Genomic DNA, 14,738 nt, shown 5'->3' on the forward strand with positions numbered 1-14,738 from the left:
TGGGGTAAGGCAGTGGCAAAGTAGGGGCAACGATATGAACCGTCGATACCTGAGTGACCAACACCAGGGGCTGGAATGGGAACTGATGAAGGAGCAAAGCGGGGCGCTGGGCCGGGCCGGCAAAGCGCTCAAGGCCGCGATCGCCGATTACCGCGCTCTGCCCGAAGATGACCCCGGGCGCGATGCGGCCCTTCAAGCCGTGTGTGACGCGGTATGGAATCTGGAGATGCAGCGTGAGTTTGTGGGGTTTGTTGACCAAAACCTCGATGCCATTCTGGCGGAGTTCGATGTCCCCGCCGAAGCGCTGGCGCGGCGGGGTGCCCGATCCTGAGGCGGTCCGTCCCGACCAACCTCGATTCAGAAGTTCCAGCGCACCTGACCAAACAGCAGGGTAGCAGGGCTTTGGCCAAACAGGCTGCTGTCGCTGCCATCAAAACGCTGCAATACGCCCAGCAACTGCCAGTCATCCGCCAGTGAGTGGCTGGCGTTAACCCCAATAAAGTAGGAGCCATCATCGTAACCGGTGCCGGAGAGGGTGATGCGGCTTAAGGGTGAGAGGTCAAAGCTGGCGTCGGCGTAGCCACTCCAGCGGGTAAAGCTGAGGGTTCGGGCGGTCAGTGGCAGATTCAGGAACGCCAGCGCGTTGCCGGGGTCCTGCGGGTTACTGATGTAGAGCAGGGCGCCGCGCACCATCCAGTTGCGCTGACCGGCAAAGCTGTAGTCACTCTCCAGAGTGGCAACGGTGGCGTGTTGCAGCGCCTGTCCCTGCCACTCACTCCGGTTGGGCGAGAAGTGGCTGACCTCCCCACGCACCCCGGCGCCGGCGATGTCTCCGGCGAAGCCCGCGCCAATCACGTTATCCAGCCCGGCCTTTCCCAACACCAACTGGCCATCCCAGCCCTGATGGTTGAACAGGTAGCGCCCTGCGGCACTGTTCAGTTCACTGTCGTCCGCAGGGTTGTAGACCAGGTCGGCCTGGCTGGCGAAACCCAGTACACGGGTGAGGCTGATGGCATCGCTGCCGGGCCGCTCTTCGTAATCAAAGTCGTAGATGGAGTAGCTGTTGAACAGGTCGTTGGGGTTCCACAGCGTGGCCATGGCCCAGTTGATGCGAAAGCGGCCACCGCGCACCTGCCATTGGCCGCTCTGCCAGTCGAGGTAGAGCCGATCAAAGGTGGTGGTGGCCACCAGCCCCTTGTTGTCGACCCAGTTATGGGTCAGGTCGAAATAGCCATCATCCCGGCCAATCAGGTCGCCGTAACCCGGCAGTTCGGCGCTGTCGCCAGCCAGTACCCGGTTGCGCATGCCCGCGTTAAAACGGAGCGAGGGACTGAAGCGGTATTCGACATTGAAGCGTTGGTGCAGCAGGTGATCGAAGCCGTTGTCAGTTTGGTCTGGCAGGGTGGCGGTGGCCATGTATTTGACGTAGCCGCCGAACTGCCAGGGCTGCTCCGGTGCCAGGCCGGGAATGGTGGCGGCAGCAGCACCGCTGTACAGCGCCAGCATCAGCGGCACCCCGGAGGCGAACCGAACGTGGCCACTCACTGCTGCCGGTCCTCGGTGATCTGGCCATCCTCAATCACGATGACCCGACGGGCTCGTTTGATCACCCGGGGGTCATGGGTAGAGAAGATAAAGGTGGTGCCTTCGCTCTGATTCAGCTGCTGCATGATGTCCAGCAGTTCGGCGGTGCTTTGGGCGTCCAGGTTGGCGGTGGGCTCATCCGCCATCACAAAGCGCGGACGGGGGGCCAGGGCACGGGCCACGGCGACCCGTTGCTGCTGGCCACCGGATAGCTTAGCGGGCACCTTGTGCAGGTGGTCTGCCAGGCCCACTTCGGTCAGCAACTCGGTGGCGCGTAGGCGGCACTCGGCTTCCGGGTGGCCCTGCAGCTGCATCACAAATTCGACGTTTTCCAGCGCAGTCAGTACCGGCAGCAGGCTGTAGTCCTGAAAGATAAAGCCCACGTGGTCGCGGCGAAAACTGATCAGCTGATGTTGGTTGAGGTTATCCAGCCGGTCGCCGTCGATGCTGATGCTGCCTTTGGAGGGCACATCGATGCCCCCCAACATATTCAGCAGGGTGGTTTTGCCGGAACCCGAGGGGCCCATAATGGCAACGAACTCACCCTGCTCAATGGTCAGGGAAACGTCCCGCACCGCGTGCACCGGAAACTCGGAATCCGGGTTGTAGATTTTGCTCAGTCCTTGAATCGCGATGGTCATGGTTATCTCAATGTCGATGGGCCATGGCTTCCGCCGGATGCTGCCGGAGGATCTGGCGGGCCGGGTAGAGGGCAGACAGCAGGCTGGCAGCCAGTACGGTGGTCAATACCATCAGGTAGTCGCTGCGGGTGACCTCCGGGTAAAGCTGGGTGTCTGCCCCAAAGGCTGCCAGACCGTCCGCCATGGCGCCCAGAGGGATGCCGGTGTGACCCAGCAGGGCGATGACGCCAACGCTGGTCACCACTCCCAGGATGCCGCCGCACAGGCCCAGCAGGCCTGCCTCCAGCAGGATCAACAGCAGCACCCGTGGCTTGGTCATCCCCACCGCCATCAGTACGCCAAACTCCCGGGTTCGCTCGAATACTGACATCAGCATCAGGTTGACGATGCCAAAACTCATGGCCAGCACGTATATTGCCAGGATGATGGCGTTGCTGACCCCCATCTGGCTGAGAATGGCGGCCAGCATCGGTTGTACCGCCTGCCAGTCGCGCACCGAGTTGGCGTCGTCCAGTGTTCTCAACTGCTGAATCAGTTGCGCCGTTGCGGGGCCATTGGCTTCGGCCCCGTCCTCCGTGACCACCGCGATCTCGTGCACCCCATCCAGCTGGGCCAGGGCGGCCAGATCACTGCGGCGCACAAACAGCTGGCTGTCATCAAAGGCGCTGATGGGGCTCTTAAACAGGCCCCGTACCCGGAAGGCGGCGCCGCTTACCTCACCGTCCGGGCCGGTAAAGGTCAGCACCACCTTGGATCCCAACTTCAGCCTCAGCCGCTCGGCGGTTTTGACCGACACCACCACCGGGTTGCGCCCTTCGGCATCCAGCCACTGCCCCTCGCGGACATGGCGGGCCACCGGACTGACGCTGGCTTCGGCTTCGGGCACGACGCCATTGATGCGAATGCCGCGGGTGCTGCGGGCGGAAGCGACCATGCCATCCACCACCAGTCGGGCCGACCAGCCCTCGACCGTTGGGCTGTCGCTCAGCAGGGCGGTGATGGCGTCCGGGTTGGCGAGGGTATCCTGGATGTCCGGGTGATCCAGGTAGTTGCGGCTGTGGATCTGCAGGTGACTGGTTTGCCAGGCGATGGCGTTCTGAATCATGTTGCTGTAGAGGCCGCTGATAAAGCCGATCATCACGATCACGCCAAGCAGGCCAAACACCATGGCGGCCAGCATGATGCCGGTGCGCAGGCGGTTACGCCAAAGGTTGCGCCAGGCCAGCTTAACCAACATGGCCGCCCCCTTTCAGGGCGTCCACCAGCACCAGCCGGTGAATTCGCCATAGCGGATAGAGCAGGCACAGCACCAGAAGTCCCAGCACGATGGCGATCTGCTGGCCAAACAGCCAGGGTTCAACCAGAGCGGGAAGCAGCGGGTCCCAGCCCATCTGGCGAATCATCTCGGCGGTGTCGCCGCCCAGGCTGATGGGATTGGCGTGCAGCCAAAGCAGTAACGGCACGCTGACGGCCAGTCCCATCGCCACGCCAACGACAGCCAGCATCAGCGATTCGAGCAGCACCAGCTGCACCAGTCTGGCGCGGACCATCCCGGTGGCCAGCATTACCCCAAATTCGCGCTGTCGTTCCAGGGTCATCATCAACAGGGTGGCAAACAGGCCAAAACCGACCACGCCATAGAGCAGGGCGATCATAAAGACGCCGCCGGCCCGGTCGAGCGCAATCTGCTGAGCCATCTCGGGGGCAAGATCGGCCCAGTCCCGCACCCGTTGCTCGGGGTATTGTTGCGCCAGGGTGCGCTGCAGTCGTGGCAGGGCAGCGAGGTCGGGGGTGTGCAGCACCCAGGCGCTGATCTGGTCACCGGTGCTGTACAGTTGCTGGCCCAACGTCAACGGCAGGTAGACCAGCTGGTTGTCGATGCCAGGCATCGGGAAGCGTAACAGGCCACGGATGGGGTAGAGGCCCGCCGCAGTCTGGCCGCGATAGCCCTGGCCATAGAGCACCAGCTTGTCCCCGACCTCCAGCTCAAGAAAGCGCGCCAGCCCCTCGCCAACCAGCACCCCTTGGTCGTCATCGGTCAGGTACTGGCCGGCAACGACGCGCTCGTCCACCTTGGCGTATTCCGCCTCCCTGCTGGGCAGCACCGCCATCACCATCGCGCCTTTGGAGCGCTGCTCGCCAGCGGCCAGTGCAAAGGACTCGAGGCGGGGCAGTACGTAATTGATTGGTTTATCCGCCCGGGCGGCCTCGATGAACTCCCGGTTGCCGGGCACCAGGTCATCAATGCTGTGGCTGTCGCCAAAGTCGGGGTGTTGGATCTGGATAAGGCCGGTGGCAAAGCGGGCGGCATTGTCGATGTTGTTGGCGTAGCTGCCCTCCTGCAGGCTGCGGGTCAGCAGTGACAGGATCAGCGCCAGCGCCAGCGCCGCCGCAGTCAGCAAGGTTCGGCGTTTTTGCCGCCACAGGTTGCGCCAGGCCAGTTTCAGCAGCATCGGCGCCTCAGTCCCGCAGGGCTTTCATTTGCGATTGCGAGAAGAAGGCGTCGTCGATGGCAAAGTCGAACTGGGCGGTGTGGGTGATGATCTCGGTTTTCTGCCCTGGCTTGTCGGCGGGTTCCATCTCCATCCGGGAGGCCACCTCGCGGCCTCCCATCGTCCTGACGTCGTAGGTTCTGAGGGTGTTGACCAGTTCATCAAACTCGTCATAGAAAGCCACCTGACGCTGCAGGTAGCTTCGCTGGCTGATCCACAGCCTGACTTTGCTCCACACCACCGGGGCATCCGGTTTGGCGATGGCGTCGATCACCCAGGTGTTCTCGCCGTCATACTCCGCTTCACCCACCAGTTGATGGTCGTAGTCCACGACGATGGAGGATTGGTTGATCAGGTCATCGTTGGTGAAATCTGAGCCCATCCAGGATTGCCCCAGCATGGAGGGGGCGATTTTGACCACCCGTTCGATGCTCGGCAGCCAGTTCCACATCTCCCTGTGCCGCTTCAGTGAGGCACTGCCCTTGTCCCTTGCGGGCGCGGTCACCAGCACCAGTGAGTAGGACTGCCCCTTGGTCCAGCTCTTCATGGTCATGCTGCGGGTCCAGTCCGGACGGATGATGTTCATGGTCAGTTCGCTGTAGCTGGCGCTGCCGCGCATCTGCTCGTCGGAGCGCTGCACCAGTTCGCTGGCATCGGGTGGGGTCGCGGCGTTGGCCAGTGGCGACAGTATCGTCAGCAGAGCCAGTGCAAATCGGGAAAGCGCCATGGTCGATGTCCCTGTTAACCGAGCGGTATCCCCAGTTTGCCAAAATTCGGGCGCGCTGAAAAATCGAACAGTTGGGGCGGCTTGTCGAAAAAACGCGCTTCGATACCGGGAATTGACGTCATTTTCACCAGCGTAGTCGCCCGCTGCTTTGTTGGTCAAAGCGGAGGCGCGTCACGCGGGTCGTGTCCGGGCGAGAAGAAATCTACCTGGCGCGGACCCGTGCTGTGAGGATGGGCGGTATCGCGGCGGAAGGTCGAGGCGGATCACCCTCCAAGGTCCGGAATTTGTGGGGCGTCTCAATTGACGTTCAAAAGCGGGAATTCTCGCAAAACTCCGGGGCGAAAACTGAAAAAGCTTATCTATCACCAAAGGGGTAATTTGGGCGGATTTTCGCATTTGCAAACCGTGGCTAAGTCGTGCAGGTGCCAGTGTGAACCCGGTGACATTTTTTCATTTTTACCCTGCGTAATCTTCTCCCCCGAAAACGGTGGTGACCGAAACCCTACTGCGAGTTCAACGCGTTAGGGCGGCCCATCCCAACCTCGAAACGGCCACACTGGCCGAATTTTGGAGAATACCGTGGAGTTTTTGCTCTTCTGTCTGGTGTTTGTGAGCGCCTTCCTGGTGGCGTTCAAGCCCGAAAAAGAGAAGCTGGCCAGCCGCCTGCTGGTGATCAGCATTCTGCTCAGCGTCTTTATCTGGTTCGTTATGACCGCAACCATGATCATTCCGGCGGGGAACCTGTAATGAACAAAGCACTTCTCAATGATGTGATGATGAACCGCATCGTAGCGCTGGCCTCTCTGGCCCTGATTGCGCTGCCGGTTGGTATCGCCTGTATCATCCTGGGCTTCGGCATGGGCGATAACCCCTGTGCCCTGTGCTGGCAGGAGCGCACCGCCATGGTGCTGGTCTCCCTGATTGCGCTGTTTATCACCCGCTACGGCCTGAAGCCGAAGTACATCGGCCTGCTGCTGCTGACCGCCATCTACGGTCTGTTCGCCGGCTACCGTCACAGCTCCGCCCACATCCTGCGCGACATCGGTCAGGGCTTTGGCCCCGCCATCTTCGGCGTGCACACCTACGTGTGGGTAATGGTGGTGTTCCTGGTGGTGCTGCTGTTCGCTGGCGTGCTGTTGCTGCTGCAGGGTGACAAGCTGGTTCAGTGGACCGAAAAAACCCGCTGGGAAGGCCTGAACAAGGCCGCAGCCAACGTGTTCCTGGTGGTGATCGCGTTCAACATCGTGCAAGCCTTCAGCCAGACCGGCCCGGCGCCGTTCCTGGGCCAGGGCGACCCGGTTCGCATGAGCTTCAACCCGCAGAACATCATCTGGTCTGCTGGCAAGTGGGATGGCCTGTCCAAGGTGTCTCTGCGTGGCGCTTACTCCATCGCCAAGCCGGACTTTACCGATATGCCGACCAACGACGCGACCCGCGCTGCGGCTGACACCACCATTGAAGCCGTTAAGAGCGTGACTCTGCCGGCTGAGATCGAAGGTGCGGTAACCGGCATCAGCTACAACCCGAACAGCCAGCTGTTCGCCGTTGTGACCAACAAAAACTGGGTAGCGTTCCTGAATCAAGACCTGACCCAGGTACTGGCCAAAGCCAAGATCGATCCCAACTTCTCCGTTGAGATCTCCAACCTGGCCGGTGTGGCGTTCGACAGCGACAACAGCGTACTGGTGACTGCGGACCACAAGAGCTTCGCCCGCGTTGCTTACGACCCGCAAGCCAAGCTGGCTGACTACTACGCCAACTTCTTTGAAGGTACTGACGGCATCACCGAGTTCAAGCGTGGCCGTTTCGAAACCGCCCGTGCCAAGTACAACTACGTTGGCAGCGCTGGCTTTGATGCCGCCAACAACGAGTACCTGATGGTGACTCTGCCGGACGTGAAGCGTAACAACTTCGTGCTGGTTCGCCTGAGCGGTGCCGACTTCAAACTGAACAGCGAGCGCGTTCTGAGCATCGACACCCAGGCTCTGCCGATGGTAACCGGTGTGGTACTGAGCGGTGATGAGCTGGTGATGCTGAGCCAGTCCGGCCAGCAGCTGCTGACCGCTGACGCTGCCACCGGTGCGGTTCACGGTGCCATCAACCTGGCGGAAGCCGGCAACCTGCAGGCGCTGACCGAGCAGGACAACCACCTGCTGGTGGTGGACGCTGCCGAAGGCCGTAACCAGGTGCGTTTCTACGCGAAATAAGTTCGATTTCATCGACGCGAAGGCCGGGGTTTTCCCCGGCCTTTTTTTTGTGCCCGCGTCATCAAAAATTCCCTTTGTTTTGCTGCCGGAGTGGCGTAGATTGCGCCGGTTTCTGCTAGTCAGCTTTGGAGAGGGTTATGTCTGAGTGGTTGTCCATTGCCCCGTTCGAATGGCCACGCATCGGTGCGGCGCTGTTCTGCGGCTTTATTGTCGGTCTCGAGCGTCAGATCCGCGGCAAGCCCGTCGGGATCCGGACCTCCTCGCTGATCGTGCTGGGTACCCACCTGTTTATCGTGGCGTCGATGACCATGAACAACGAGATGACGGACACCTCCCGCATCATCGGCCAGGTGGTCACCGGGGTGGGCTTCCTCGGCGCCGGGGTGATGCTGGCCCGGGATGGCATCGTGGTCGGGGTGACCTCCGCCGCCACTATTTGGGCTCTGGCGGGCATCGGTGTATGTCTGTCGGTACTCAGCCCGATGCTGGCGATTAAGCTGTCGTTTGTGGTGGTGGGAATTCTGTACGGGGTGGACGTGGTGGAAAACTGTTCCAACGCGCTGACCCGGGGCGTGCACAGCCGCTACTACGACCTCAAGCGGCGCATGCGCGGCGGCATTAAAGAGGAGTAAGTGCCCTAGCGGGCATCGTAGAACTCGGCGGCGAAGTTCTGAACGCAGAGGTAGCCGTAGAGAGGGTGGCGGCCAAAACCGATGCCCACCATGCGAAAGTTGGGGTTCATGATGGCGATACGGTGGCCGCGGTCCGGTACGCCATCATCGACAATCAGCGCCATCACCACGAAGCGGCCCACCTCGCGGTCCGCTTCGCCATAAAACAGGTTCTCACCGGCGGAGCCACGCCACAGGCCAAAGCGGCTGATGCGGTCTGCCGGGGTGGAGCCATCCTTGCCGATGTGGCCCATCCGCCCCTGTTTCGCCTGCTCCTCCCGATAGGCCCGGGCTGCCAGGGTCAGGCCGTAGGAGGGGGTCAGCGCCGGTACCGGGGCTGCCCCGGCCATGTTAGCAATCGCCTCCTCAAGCGCCGCCACACCCTCCCGGGTTTCCACCATCTGAATCACCCCGGGGCGGGGCGTCTTCCAGGGTGGGTCAACCATGTCCGTCCCCTGGAAATAGCGCCGCATCGGCTCCAGCACTTCACGGGCATAACGGGCCGGCTCGGTGCGGGCAAAGTTCAGCTCCGACAGGATTTCGGCTTCCACCGGGGTCAGCCGCAGCGGCTCCGCCGCGGTCAGCGGCGCCAGCACAACCAGAATCAACATTATCCATCTCATGCCCTGAGCTTAGCCTGACCGGCGGCGCCAGCGAAAGTGGTTGCGTGACGACTACACTGTCAATCACGCAAAACCGCAGGCAGGAGAGTCGGGATGAATCGATGGCAAGGGTCGCTATGGGCGCTGGTTTTCTTTACCGCAACGGCTTGGGCAGACGGCTGGCAGGGCCGCTGGATTGACCTTACTCATCCCTTCTCCGCGCAGGCCATCTACTGGCCCACGGCGGATCGCTTTGAGAAAACCACGGTGTTCGATGGTGTCACCGACAAGGGCTTCTACTACTCCGCCTTTAATTTTCGCGCCGCCGAACATGGCGGTACCCACGTGGACGCGCCAGTGCACTTTGCCAAGGGCCGGCGTGGTGTGGCGGACATTCCGCTGGAGCAGCTGATCGGCCCCGGCGTGGTGATTCGGGTTGCCGACCGGATTGGTGATGACCGCAACTACCAGGTCAGTGTCGACGACCTGACACGCTGGGAAACGCGTCATGGGCGGTTGCCCGAGGGGGCCATCGTGTTGATCGATTCCGGCTCCGCCCAATTCTGGCCGGACAGCCAGCGTTACATGGGCACGGCGGAGCGCGGTGAAGCGGCCGTGGCCAAGCTGACTTTTCCCGGCATCCACCCGGAGTTGGCCCGTTTTCTGATTGAAGAGCGCCAGATCCGGGCGGTGGGCATCGACACCCCCAGCATCGATTACGGGGCCTCCACCTTGTTTGAAACCCACCGCATCCTGTTTGAGCAGAATGTGCCGGGGTTTGAGAACGTGGCCAATCTGGATGGGTTGCCTGAAAAGGGCTTTCAGGTGATTGCTCTGCCAATGAAGATTGCCGCGGGCAGTGGCGCGCCCCTGCGCATCATCGCTTTTGTGCCTGAGGCGTCGGGACGGTAGCCCGGTGGTGGCGGGTTTTGGTAGGATCCCCCGCCTAAAAGACGTGACCAGGATACCCCGTTGAGCAACACCAATCCCTTTGCCCCAGAACAGCTTGCCCTTTGTATGCAGGCGGACGCCGCCGCCATTCGCCGACGTTTGTCGGGGATGAAGAAGATCAAGGACAAGACCAAACAGGCAAAGCTCACCGAACAGCTGCAAACGCTGATGGCTGACAGCCAGGCCCGGGTGGCCCTGCGGGCCCAGAACGCGCCCAAGGTGCGTTATCCGGACCTGCCGGTTTCCGACAAGCGGGACGAGATTGCCGAGGCCATCGCCAACCATCAGGTGGTGATCGTGGCGGGGGAGACCGGCTCCGGTAAAACCACCCAGCTGCCCAAGATCTGTCTGGAGCTGGGCCGGGGTCAGCGTGGCCTGATTGGTCATACCCAGCCACGTCGGCTGGCGGCCCGTGCCGTGGCCACCCGGGTGGCGGAGGAGCTGGAGTCGCCGCTGGGCCAGCATGTTGGCTTTAAAGTGCGATTTGCTGACCAGAGCTCGCCGGACAGCTACGTCAAACTGATGACCGACGGCATCCTGCTGGCTGAGATCCAGCATGACCGTTGGCTCGACCAGTACGACACCCTGATCATCGACGAAGCCCACGAGCGCAGCCTCAACATCGATTTTATCCTGGGTTACCTCAAGCAGCTGCTGCCCAAGCGTCCGGATCTCAAGCTGATCATCACCTCCGCCACCATCGACGTGGCGCGCTTCTCGCACCACTTCGATGCCGCGCCGATCATCGAAGTGTCCGGCCGTACCTTCCCGGTGGAGCAGCGCTATCTGCCGCTGGTTCAGGAGGAGGGCCCGGATCTCGACCTGATGGAGGGGATCTTTGCCGCCGTGGATGAGCTGTGCGATGAGGGCCCCGGTGACATCCTGATCTTTATGAACGGCGAGCGCGAGATCCGCGACGCCGCCGATGCGCTGAACCGCCGTAACCTGCGGGATACCGAGGTCCTGCCGCTGTATGCGCGCCTGTCCCATGCGGAACAGGCCCGCATCTTTGCGCCCCATGGTGGCCGCCGCATCGTGCTGGCCACCAACGTGGCGGAAACCTCGCTGACGGTGCCCGGCATCAAGTACGTGATTGACCCCGGCACCGCCCGCATCAGTCGCTACAGCTACCGCACCAAAGTGCAGCGCCTACCCATTGAAGCGATCTCCCAGGCCAGCGCCAACCAGCGCGCCGGTCGTTGTGGCCGGGTCAGCGAAGGCATCTGTATCCGCCTGTACAGCCAGGAGGATTTTGAATCCCGTCCGGCGTTTACCGACCCGGAGATCCTGCGCACCAACCTGGGCTCGGTGATCTTGCAGATGCTGGCTTTGGGCCTGGGCGACATCGCCGCGTTTCCCTTTATCCAGCCGCCGGACAGCCGCCACATCAAAGACGGCATGACCCTGCTGGAGGAGCTGGCGGCGATCACCGTCAGCAAAGGCCAGCCGAAGATGACTCCGCTGGGCCGCCAACTGGCCCGCCTGCCCATCGACCCGCGCCTGGCGCGAATGGTGATTGAGGCCCAGAAGCAGGGCTGTGTCCATGAGGTGATGGTGATTGCGGCCGCGCTGTCGATTCAGGACCCGCGCGAGCGCCCGATTGAGCGCCAGCAGGCGGCGGACGAGAAGCACGCCCGCTTTGCCGACAAGGGCTCGGACTTTATCGCCTTCCTCAACCTGTGGGATTACCTTAAGGCTCAGCAGAAGGCGCTGTCCGGCAACCAGTTCCGACGCCAGTGCAAGGCGGAGTTCCTTAACTACCTGCGGGTGCGCGAGTGGCAGGACCTCTACTCCCAGCTGCGTCAGAGCCTGAGTGACCTCGACATTCGCCTGACCATCGGCGAGCGTGCCGGGGAAGACCAGATCCACCGCGCCCTGCTGGCGGGCCTGCTGTCCCACATCGGCATGAAAGAGGCAGAGGGGCACTTTAAGGGCGCGCGCAACACCAAGTTCTATGTGTTCCCCGGCTCCCAGCTGGCCAAGAAGCCGCCCAAGTGGCTGATGGCCGCCGAACTGACCGAAACCAGTCGCCTGTTTGCCCGCACCGTGGCCAAGTTTGACCCGGAGTGGGTGGAACCGCTGGCGCAGCACCTGATCAAACGCAGCCACAGCGAACCGCACTGGGAGAAGAAGCCCGGCTCGGTGGTGGCGTATGAGCAGGTCAGCCTGTACGGCGTGGTGGTGGTGCCGCGCCGCAAAGTGCAGTACGGACCGGTGAACGCCGTTGAAGCCCGCGAGATCTTTATCCGTGAAGCGTTGGTGACCGGCGAGCTGGGCCTGAACGAGAAGTTCCTGCAGAGCAATCTGGCCCTGATCGACGAGGTGCAGGCGCTGGAGCACAAGTCCCGCCGCCGCGACATCCTGGTGGATGAGCAGACCCTGTTCGCCTTCTACGATGAGCGCATTCCGGAAGGGATCTACACCCGTCAGCGCTTCCAGGGCTGGTGGAGCAAAGAGCGCCGGATTCAGCCTGATCGACTCGATCTCTCCAAGTCCGATTTGATGAAGCGCGATGCCGACCACGTCGGTGAGCAGGACTACCCGGATCACTGGAGCCAGGGGGGCATCACATTGCCGCTCTCCTACCAGTTTGAGCCCGGCGCTGAGGACGATGGTGTGTCACTGCACCTGCCGATTGCGCTGCTGAACCAGGTGGAGCCGGAAGGGTTCGATTATCTGGTACCGGGCTTGCGCCATGACCTGCTGGTGGCGCTGATCAAGACGTTGCCCAAGCCGCTGCGTCGCAACTTTGTGCCAGCCCCCAATTACGCCAGCGCCGCGCTGAACGCCATCACGCCGTTCGAGATGCCGCTGCTGGAGGCGCTGTGCAAGCAGCTACTGCGGATGACCGGCACCCGGGTCAACCCGGAAGATTTTGACCTGAGCGCGTTGGATAAGCACCTGGTGTTTAACTTCAAGGTAGAGGACGACAACGGCAAGCTGATCGCCCAGGGGCGTGACCTGCTGGCGCTGAAGCAACAGCTCAAGGGCCAGATGAAGCAGGTGATCGCTAAGGTGGCGGACAGCGGCATTGAGCAGTCCGGCCTGACCGACTGGACCCTGGGCGACCTGCCCAAAAGCTACGAGCAGAAACGGGGCGCCTACGCGGTGAAAGCGTATCCGGCTTTGGTGGATGAGGGCGACAGTGTCGGTATCAAGCTGTTTGATGCCGAGGACAAGGCGGCCCGTGCCAATCGGGTGGGTCTGCGTAAGCTACTGCTGATCAACGTGCCCAGCCCGGTGAAGTATCTGCAACAGAAGCTGCCCAACAAGTCCAAGCTGGCGATGTACTTCAACCCCTTCGGCCGGGTCGACCTGCTGATCAACGACTGCATCGACGCCGGCATCGATAAGCTGCTGGCGGAGCATAAGCTGAACGTGACCAACAAGGCGGAGTTTGAGGCGGCCCGCGAGGTGATTCGCGCTGAGCTGAACGACACCGTGGTCGGTATCGCGGTGCAGGTGGAGCGGGTGCTCACCAGTTGGGGCGGCATTCGTAAGAAGCTGAAGGGCAAGATCAGCCTCGAGATCGCGTTCGCCATGTCGGACATCCAGGCTCAGCTGGATCGCCTGGTGTACAAGGGCTTTGTAGCCGACACCGGTTGGGATCGACTGGATGACCTCAACCGCTACCTGAAAGGGGTGGAACGACGGCTGGAGAAACTGCCGGTGGACCCACATCGGGACAAGCTGCACCTGCTGAAGGTGCAGAAGGTGGAGCAGGCCTACCAGGCCGCGCTCAACAAATTGCCCAAGGGCCAGTCGGTGCCGGAGGCGCTTACCGCCGTGCGCTGGTTGCTGGAGGAGTACCGCATCTCCTGCTTTGCCCAAGCGCTCGGCACTAAGGTGCCGATCTCCGATAAGCGCATCCTCAATGCGCTGGAAGAGCTCTGAGCGCTGCCGCCAAAAGCAGCAAAAAAAGCCACCCGAATGGGTGGCTTTTTTATGGCGTGGGCTTAGCGCTTATGGCCCAGTACGGTGACGCCAGCGCTGGAGCCGTCGGAGTTACCGAACACCTCGATATGGGTGACGCAGCGGGAGTAGGCGAACTTGCGCCACTGGGTCTGCTCGCCCTTCTTCATGTCGCGGTAGTAGTTAAAGGTGCGGGTGTCGCCATTTTGGAAGGTCACCTTGATGCGCTTGAGGTGCAGGCGACGCTTGGCTTTCAGCTTAATGGCGTTGGTGTTGCGGCACACCAGCAGGGGGATGTCAGCACCGCGGTTGCCGTGTTCCAGCAGGATGGTACGGCCCAGGGTGAAATCGTCGTCTGCCAGGGCAGCAGCCGGTGCCAGCAGGGTGCTGGCCAGCAGCAGAATCGGGGCCAGGCGCGAGGCGTTGATCATGGTTTTTCAGCGTCCAGATAAAAGGGGCGCGAACCATACATCCGGCAGCGGATGTGAGCCATCGGAATGCGCTGAAAATCGGGTCAAAACCACAGTTTTTATTCGCCGCTGAACAGAAAAAACGCGGGCACAGGGCCCGCGTTGCAACGAGGTATCTCAAGGGTGCTAACCGTTAAACTTGGGATAGTCGAAGTTGTGGCACTCCTGGCACAGCGCTTTTTTCGGGGTGTGTTCGCCGTGACAGTCCATGCAGGGCGCGTCTTTGCCATAGTGCAGGCTGTCATGCGGGTTCTGGTGCGCCTCTTCGCCTTCTCGGGCGGTTTGCTTGGCCAGCGCTTCCGGGTCGTGACACTGCAGGCAGGCCTCGTCGGAGGGGTAGCGGTTGAGGCCCTGGTCGTGGCAACTGTCACAGCCGGCTTCGTACAGGGGGGCGTGGTAGTCACGTTTGTCCATGGCCAGAGTCGGTTGGCTCAGGGCCAGCAGCAGGGGACAGACGAGTATCATCAGGGTCTTGTTCATG

At 61.8% G+C, this 14,738-nt stretch carries 14 protein-coding genes; 6 read left to right on the forward strand and 8 right to left on the reverse strand.

Features of this window, described 5'->3' with window-relative positions; translation table 11 throughout:
• Window positions 1-34 precede the first annotated feature (34 nt).
• The gene (locus tag FBAL_RS07810) at window positions 35-331 is read left to right on the forward strand and encodes a DUF6665 family protein (protein WP_013345046.1); all 297 of its coding nucleotides are present in this window, start codon (window positions 35-37) and stop codon (window positions 329-331) included.
• Between the two features lie 26 nt (window positions 332-357).
• Here FBAL_RS07810 and FBAL_RS07815 read toward each other — a convergent pair whose 3' ends face one another.
• From FBAL_RS07815 to FBAL_RS07835, 5 genes are read right to left on the reverse strand one after another with little or no spacing between them, the layout of a single operon-like run.
• Window positions 358-1,545: a hypothetical protein gene (locus FBAL_RS07815; RefSeq protein WP_013345047.1), complete on the reverse strand. Its 1,188-nt coding sequence runs from the start codon at window positions 1,543-1,545 to the stop codon at window positions 358-360.
• Window positions 1,542-2,225 (reverse strand): ABC transporter ATP-binding protein, encoded by a 684-nt coding sequence (locus tag FBAL_RS07820; protein ID WP_013345048.1) that lies wholly within the window; start codon window positions 2,223-2,225, stop codon window positions 1,542-1,544. Before FBAL_RS07820 ends, FBAL_RS07815 begins: the two co-directional genes overlap by 4 nt.
• Before the next feature lie 7 nt (window positions 2,226-2,232).
• Window positions 2,233-3,462: an ABC transporter permease gene (locus FBAL_RS07825; protein ID WP_013345049.1), complete on the reverse strand. Its 1,230-nt coding sequence runs from the start codon at window positions 3,460-3,462 to the stop codon at window positions 2,233-2,235.
• Window positions 3,452-4,678 (reverse strand): ABC transporter permease, encoded by a 1,227-nt coding sequence (locus FBAL_RS07830; RefSeq protein ID WP_013345050.1) that lies wholly within the window; start codon window positions 4,676-4,678, stop codon window positions 3,452-3,454. Before FBAL_RS07830 ends, FBAL_RS07825 begins: the two co-directional genes overlap by 11 nt.
• A gap of 7 nt (window positions 4,679-4,685) precedes the next feature.
• A complete protein-coding gene (locus tag FBAL_RS07835; RefSeq protein WP_013345051.1) occupies window positions 4,686-5,444 on the reverse strand; it encodes an outer membrane lipoprotein-sorting protein in 759 nt (252 codons plus the stop codon).
• 579 nt (window positions 5,445-6,023) lie between these two features.
• On the opposite strand from FBAL_RS07835, the gene FBAL_RS20435 reads away from it, so the two are divergent.
• The 3 genes from FBAL_RS20435 (at window position 6,024) to FBAL_RS07845 (ending at window position 8,283) form a co-directional block, all read left to right on the forward strand.
• The gene (locus FBAL_RS20435) at window positions 6,024-6,191 is read left to right on the forward strand and encodes a hypothetical protein (protein ID WP_013345052.1); all 168 of its coding nucleotides are present in this window, start codon (window positions 6,024-6,026) and stop codon (window positions 6,189-6,191) included.
• Window positions 6,191-7,651 (forward strand): disulfide bond formation protein B, encoded by a 1,461-nt coding sequence (locus FBAL_RS07840; RefSeq protein ID WP_013345053.1) that lies wholly within the window; start codon window positions 6,191-6,193, stop codon window positions 7,649-7,651. Before FBAL_RS20435 ends, FBAL_RS07840 begins: the two co-directional genes overlap by 1 nt.
• A 137-nt stretch (window positions 7,652-7,788) precedes the next feature.
• Window positions 7,789-8,283: an MgtC/SapB family protein gene (locus FBAL_RS07845; RefSeq protein WP_013345054.1), complete on the forward strand. Its 495-nt coding sequence runs from the start codon at window positions 7,789-7,791 to the stop codon at window positions 8,281-8,283.
• Between the two features lie 5 nt (window positions 8,284-8,288).
• Here the strand turns inward: FBAL_RS07845 and FBAL_RS07850 are convergent, their stop codons facing one another.
• The gene (locus tag FBAL_RS07850) at window positions 8,289-8,933 is read right to left on the reverse strand and encodes a CAP domain-containing protein (protein WP_013345055.1); all 645 of its coding nucleotides are present in this window, start codon (window positions 8,931-8,933) and stop codon (window positions 8,289-8,291) included.
• 105 nt (window positions 8,934-9,038) lie between these two features.
• Between FBAL_RS07850 and FBAL_RS07855 the strand changes: the two genes are divergently transcribed.
• Both FBAL_RS07855 and hrpA read left to right on the forward strand, forming a co-directional pair.
• Window positions 9,039-9,836 carry a cyclase family protein gene (locus tag FBAL_RS07855; RefSeq protein ID WP_013345056.1) on the forward strand — a complete coding sequence of 266 codons (798 nt, stop codon included), beginning with the start codon at window positions 9,039-9,041 and terminating at the stop codon, window positions 9,834-9,836.
• Window positions 9,837-9,896: 60 nt separating this feature from the next.
• On the forward strand, window positions 9,897-13,769 hold the full coding sequence (gene hrpA / locus FBAL_RS07860; protein ID WP_013345057.1) for an ATP-dependent RNA helicase HrpA: 3,873 nt from the start codon (window positions 9,897-9,899) through the stop codon (window positions 13,767-13,769).
• Between the two features lie 62 nt (window positions 13,770-13,831).
• Here the strand turns inward: hrpA and FBAL_RS07865 are convergent, their stop codons facing one another.
• Window positions 13,832-14,218, reverse strand: coding sequence for a DUF2541 family protein (locus FBAL_RS07865; protein ID WP_013345058.1), 387 nt, complete (start codon window positions 14,216-14,218; stop codon window positions 13,832-13,834).
• 165 nt (window positions 14,219-14,383) lie between these two features.
• Window positions 14,384-14,737, reverse strand: coding sequence for a cytochrome c3 family protein (locus FBAL_RS07870; protein WP_013345059.1), 354 nt, complete (start codon window positions 14,735-14,737; stop codon window positions 14,384-14,386).
• Window position 14,738: the final 1 nt, after the last annotated feature.

This window comes from Ferrimonas balearica DSM 9799 (genome assembly GCF_000148645.1).
Taxonomy (GTDB): domain Bacteria; phylum Pseudomonadota; class Gammaproteobacteria; order Enterobacterales; family Shewanellaceae; genus Ferrimonas; species Ferrimonas balearica.

Bases quoted from the DNA above. Each gene is read 5' to 3' on its own strand.
- FBAL_RS07810 (WP_013345046.1), top strand. From the start codon at position 35: ATGAACCGTCGATACCTGAGTGACCAACACCAGGGGCTGGAATGGGAA.
- FBAL_RS07820 (WP_013345048.1), bottom strand. From the start codon at position 2,225: ATGACCATCGCGATTCAAGGACTGAGCAAAATCTACAACCCGGATTCC.
- FBAL_RS07825 (WP_013345049.1), bottom strand. From the start codon at position 3,462: ATGTTGGTTAAGCTGGCCTGGCGCAACCTTTGGCGTAACCGCCTGCGC.
- FBAL_RS07830 (WP_013345050.1), bottom strand. From the start codon at position 4,678: ATGCTGCTGAAACTGGCCTGGCGCAACCTGTGGCGGCAAAAACGCCGA.
- FBAL_RS07835 (WP_013345051.1), bottom strand. From the start codon at position 5,444: ATGGCGCTTTCCCGATTTGCACTGGCTCTGCTGACGATACTGTCGCCA.
- FBAL_RS07840 (WP_013345053.1), top strand. From the start codon at position 6,191: ATGAACAAAGCACTTCTCAATGATGTGATGATGAACCGCATCGTAGCG.
- FBAL_RS07845 (WP_013345054.1), top strand. From the start codon at position 7,789: ATGTCTGAGTGGTTGTCCATTGCCCCGTTCGAATGGCCACGCATCGGT.
- FBAL_RS07850 (WP_013345055.1), bottom strand. From the start codon at position 8,933: ATGTTGATTCTGGTTGTGCTGGCGCCGCTGACCGCGGCGGAGCCGCTG.
- FBAL_RS07855 (WP_013345056.1), top strand. From the start codon at position 9,039: ATGAATCGATGGCAAGGGTCGCTATGGGCGCTGGTTTTCTTTACCGCA.
- FBAL_RS07865 (WP_013345058.1), bottom strand. From the start codon at position 14,218: ATGATCAACGCCTCGCGCCTGGCCCCGATTCTGCTGCTGGCCAGCACC.
- FBAL_RS07870 (WP_013345059.1), bottom strand. From the start codon at position 14,737: ATGAACAAGACCCTGATGATACTCGTCTGTCCCCTGCTGCTGGCCCTG.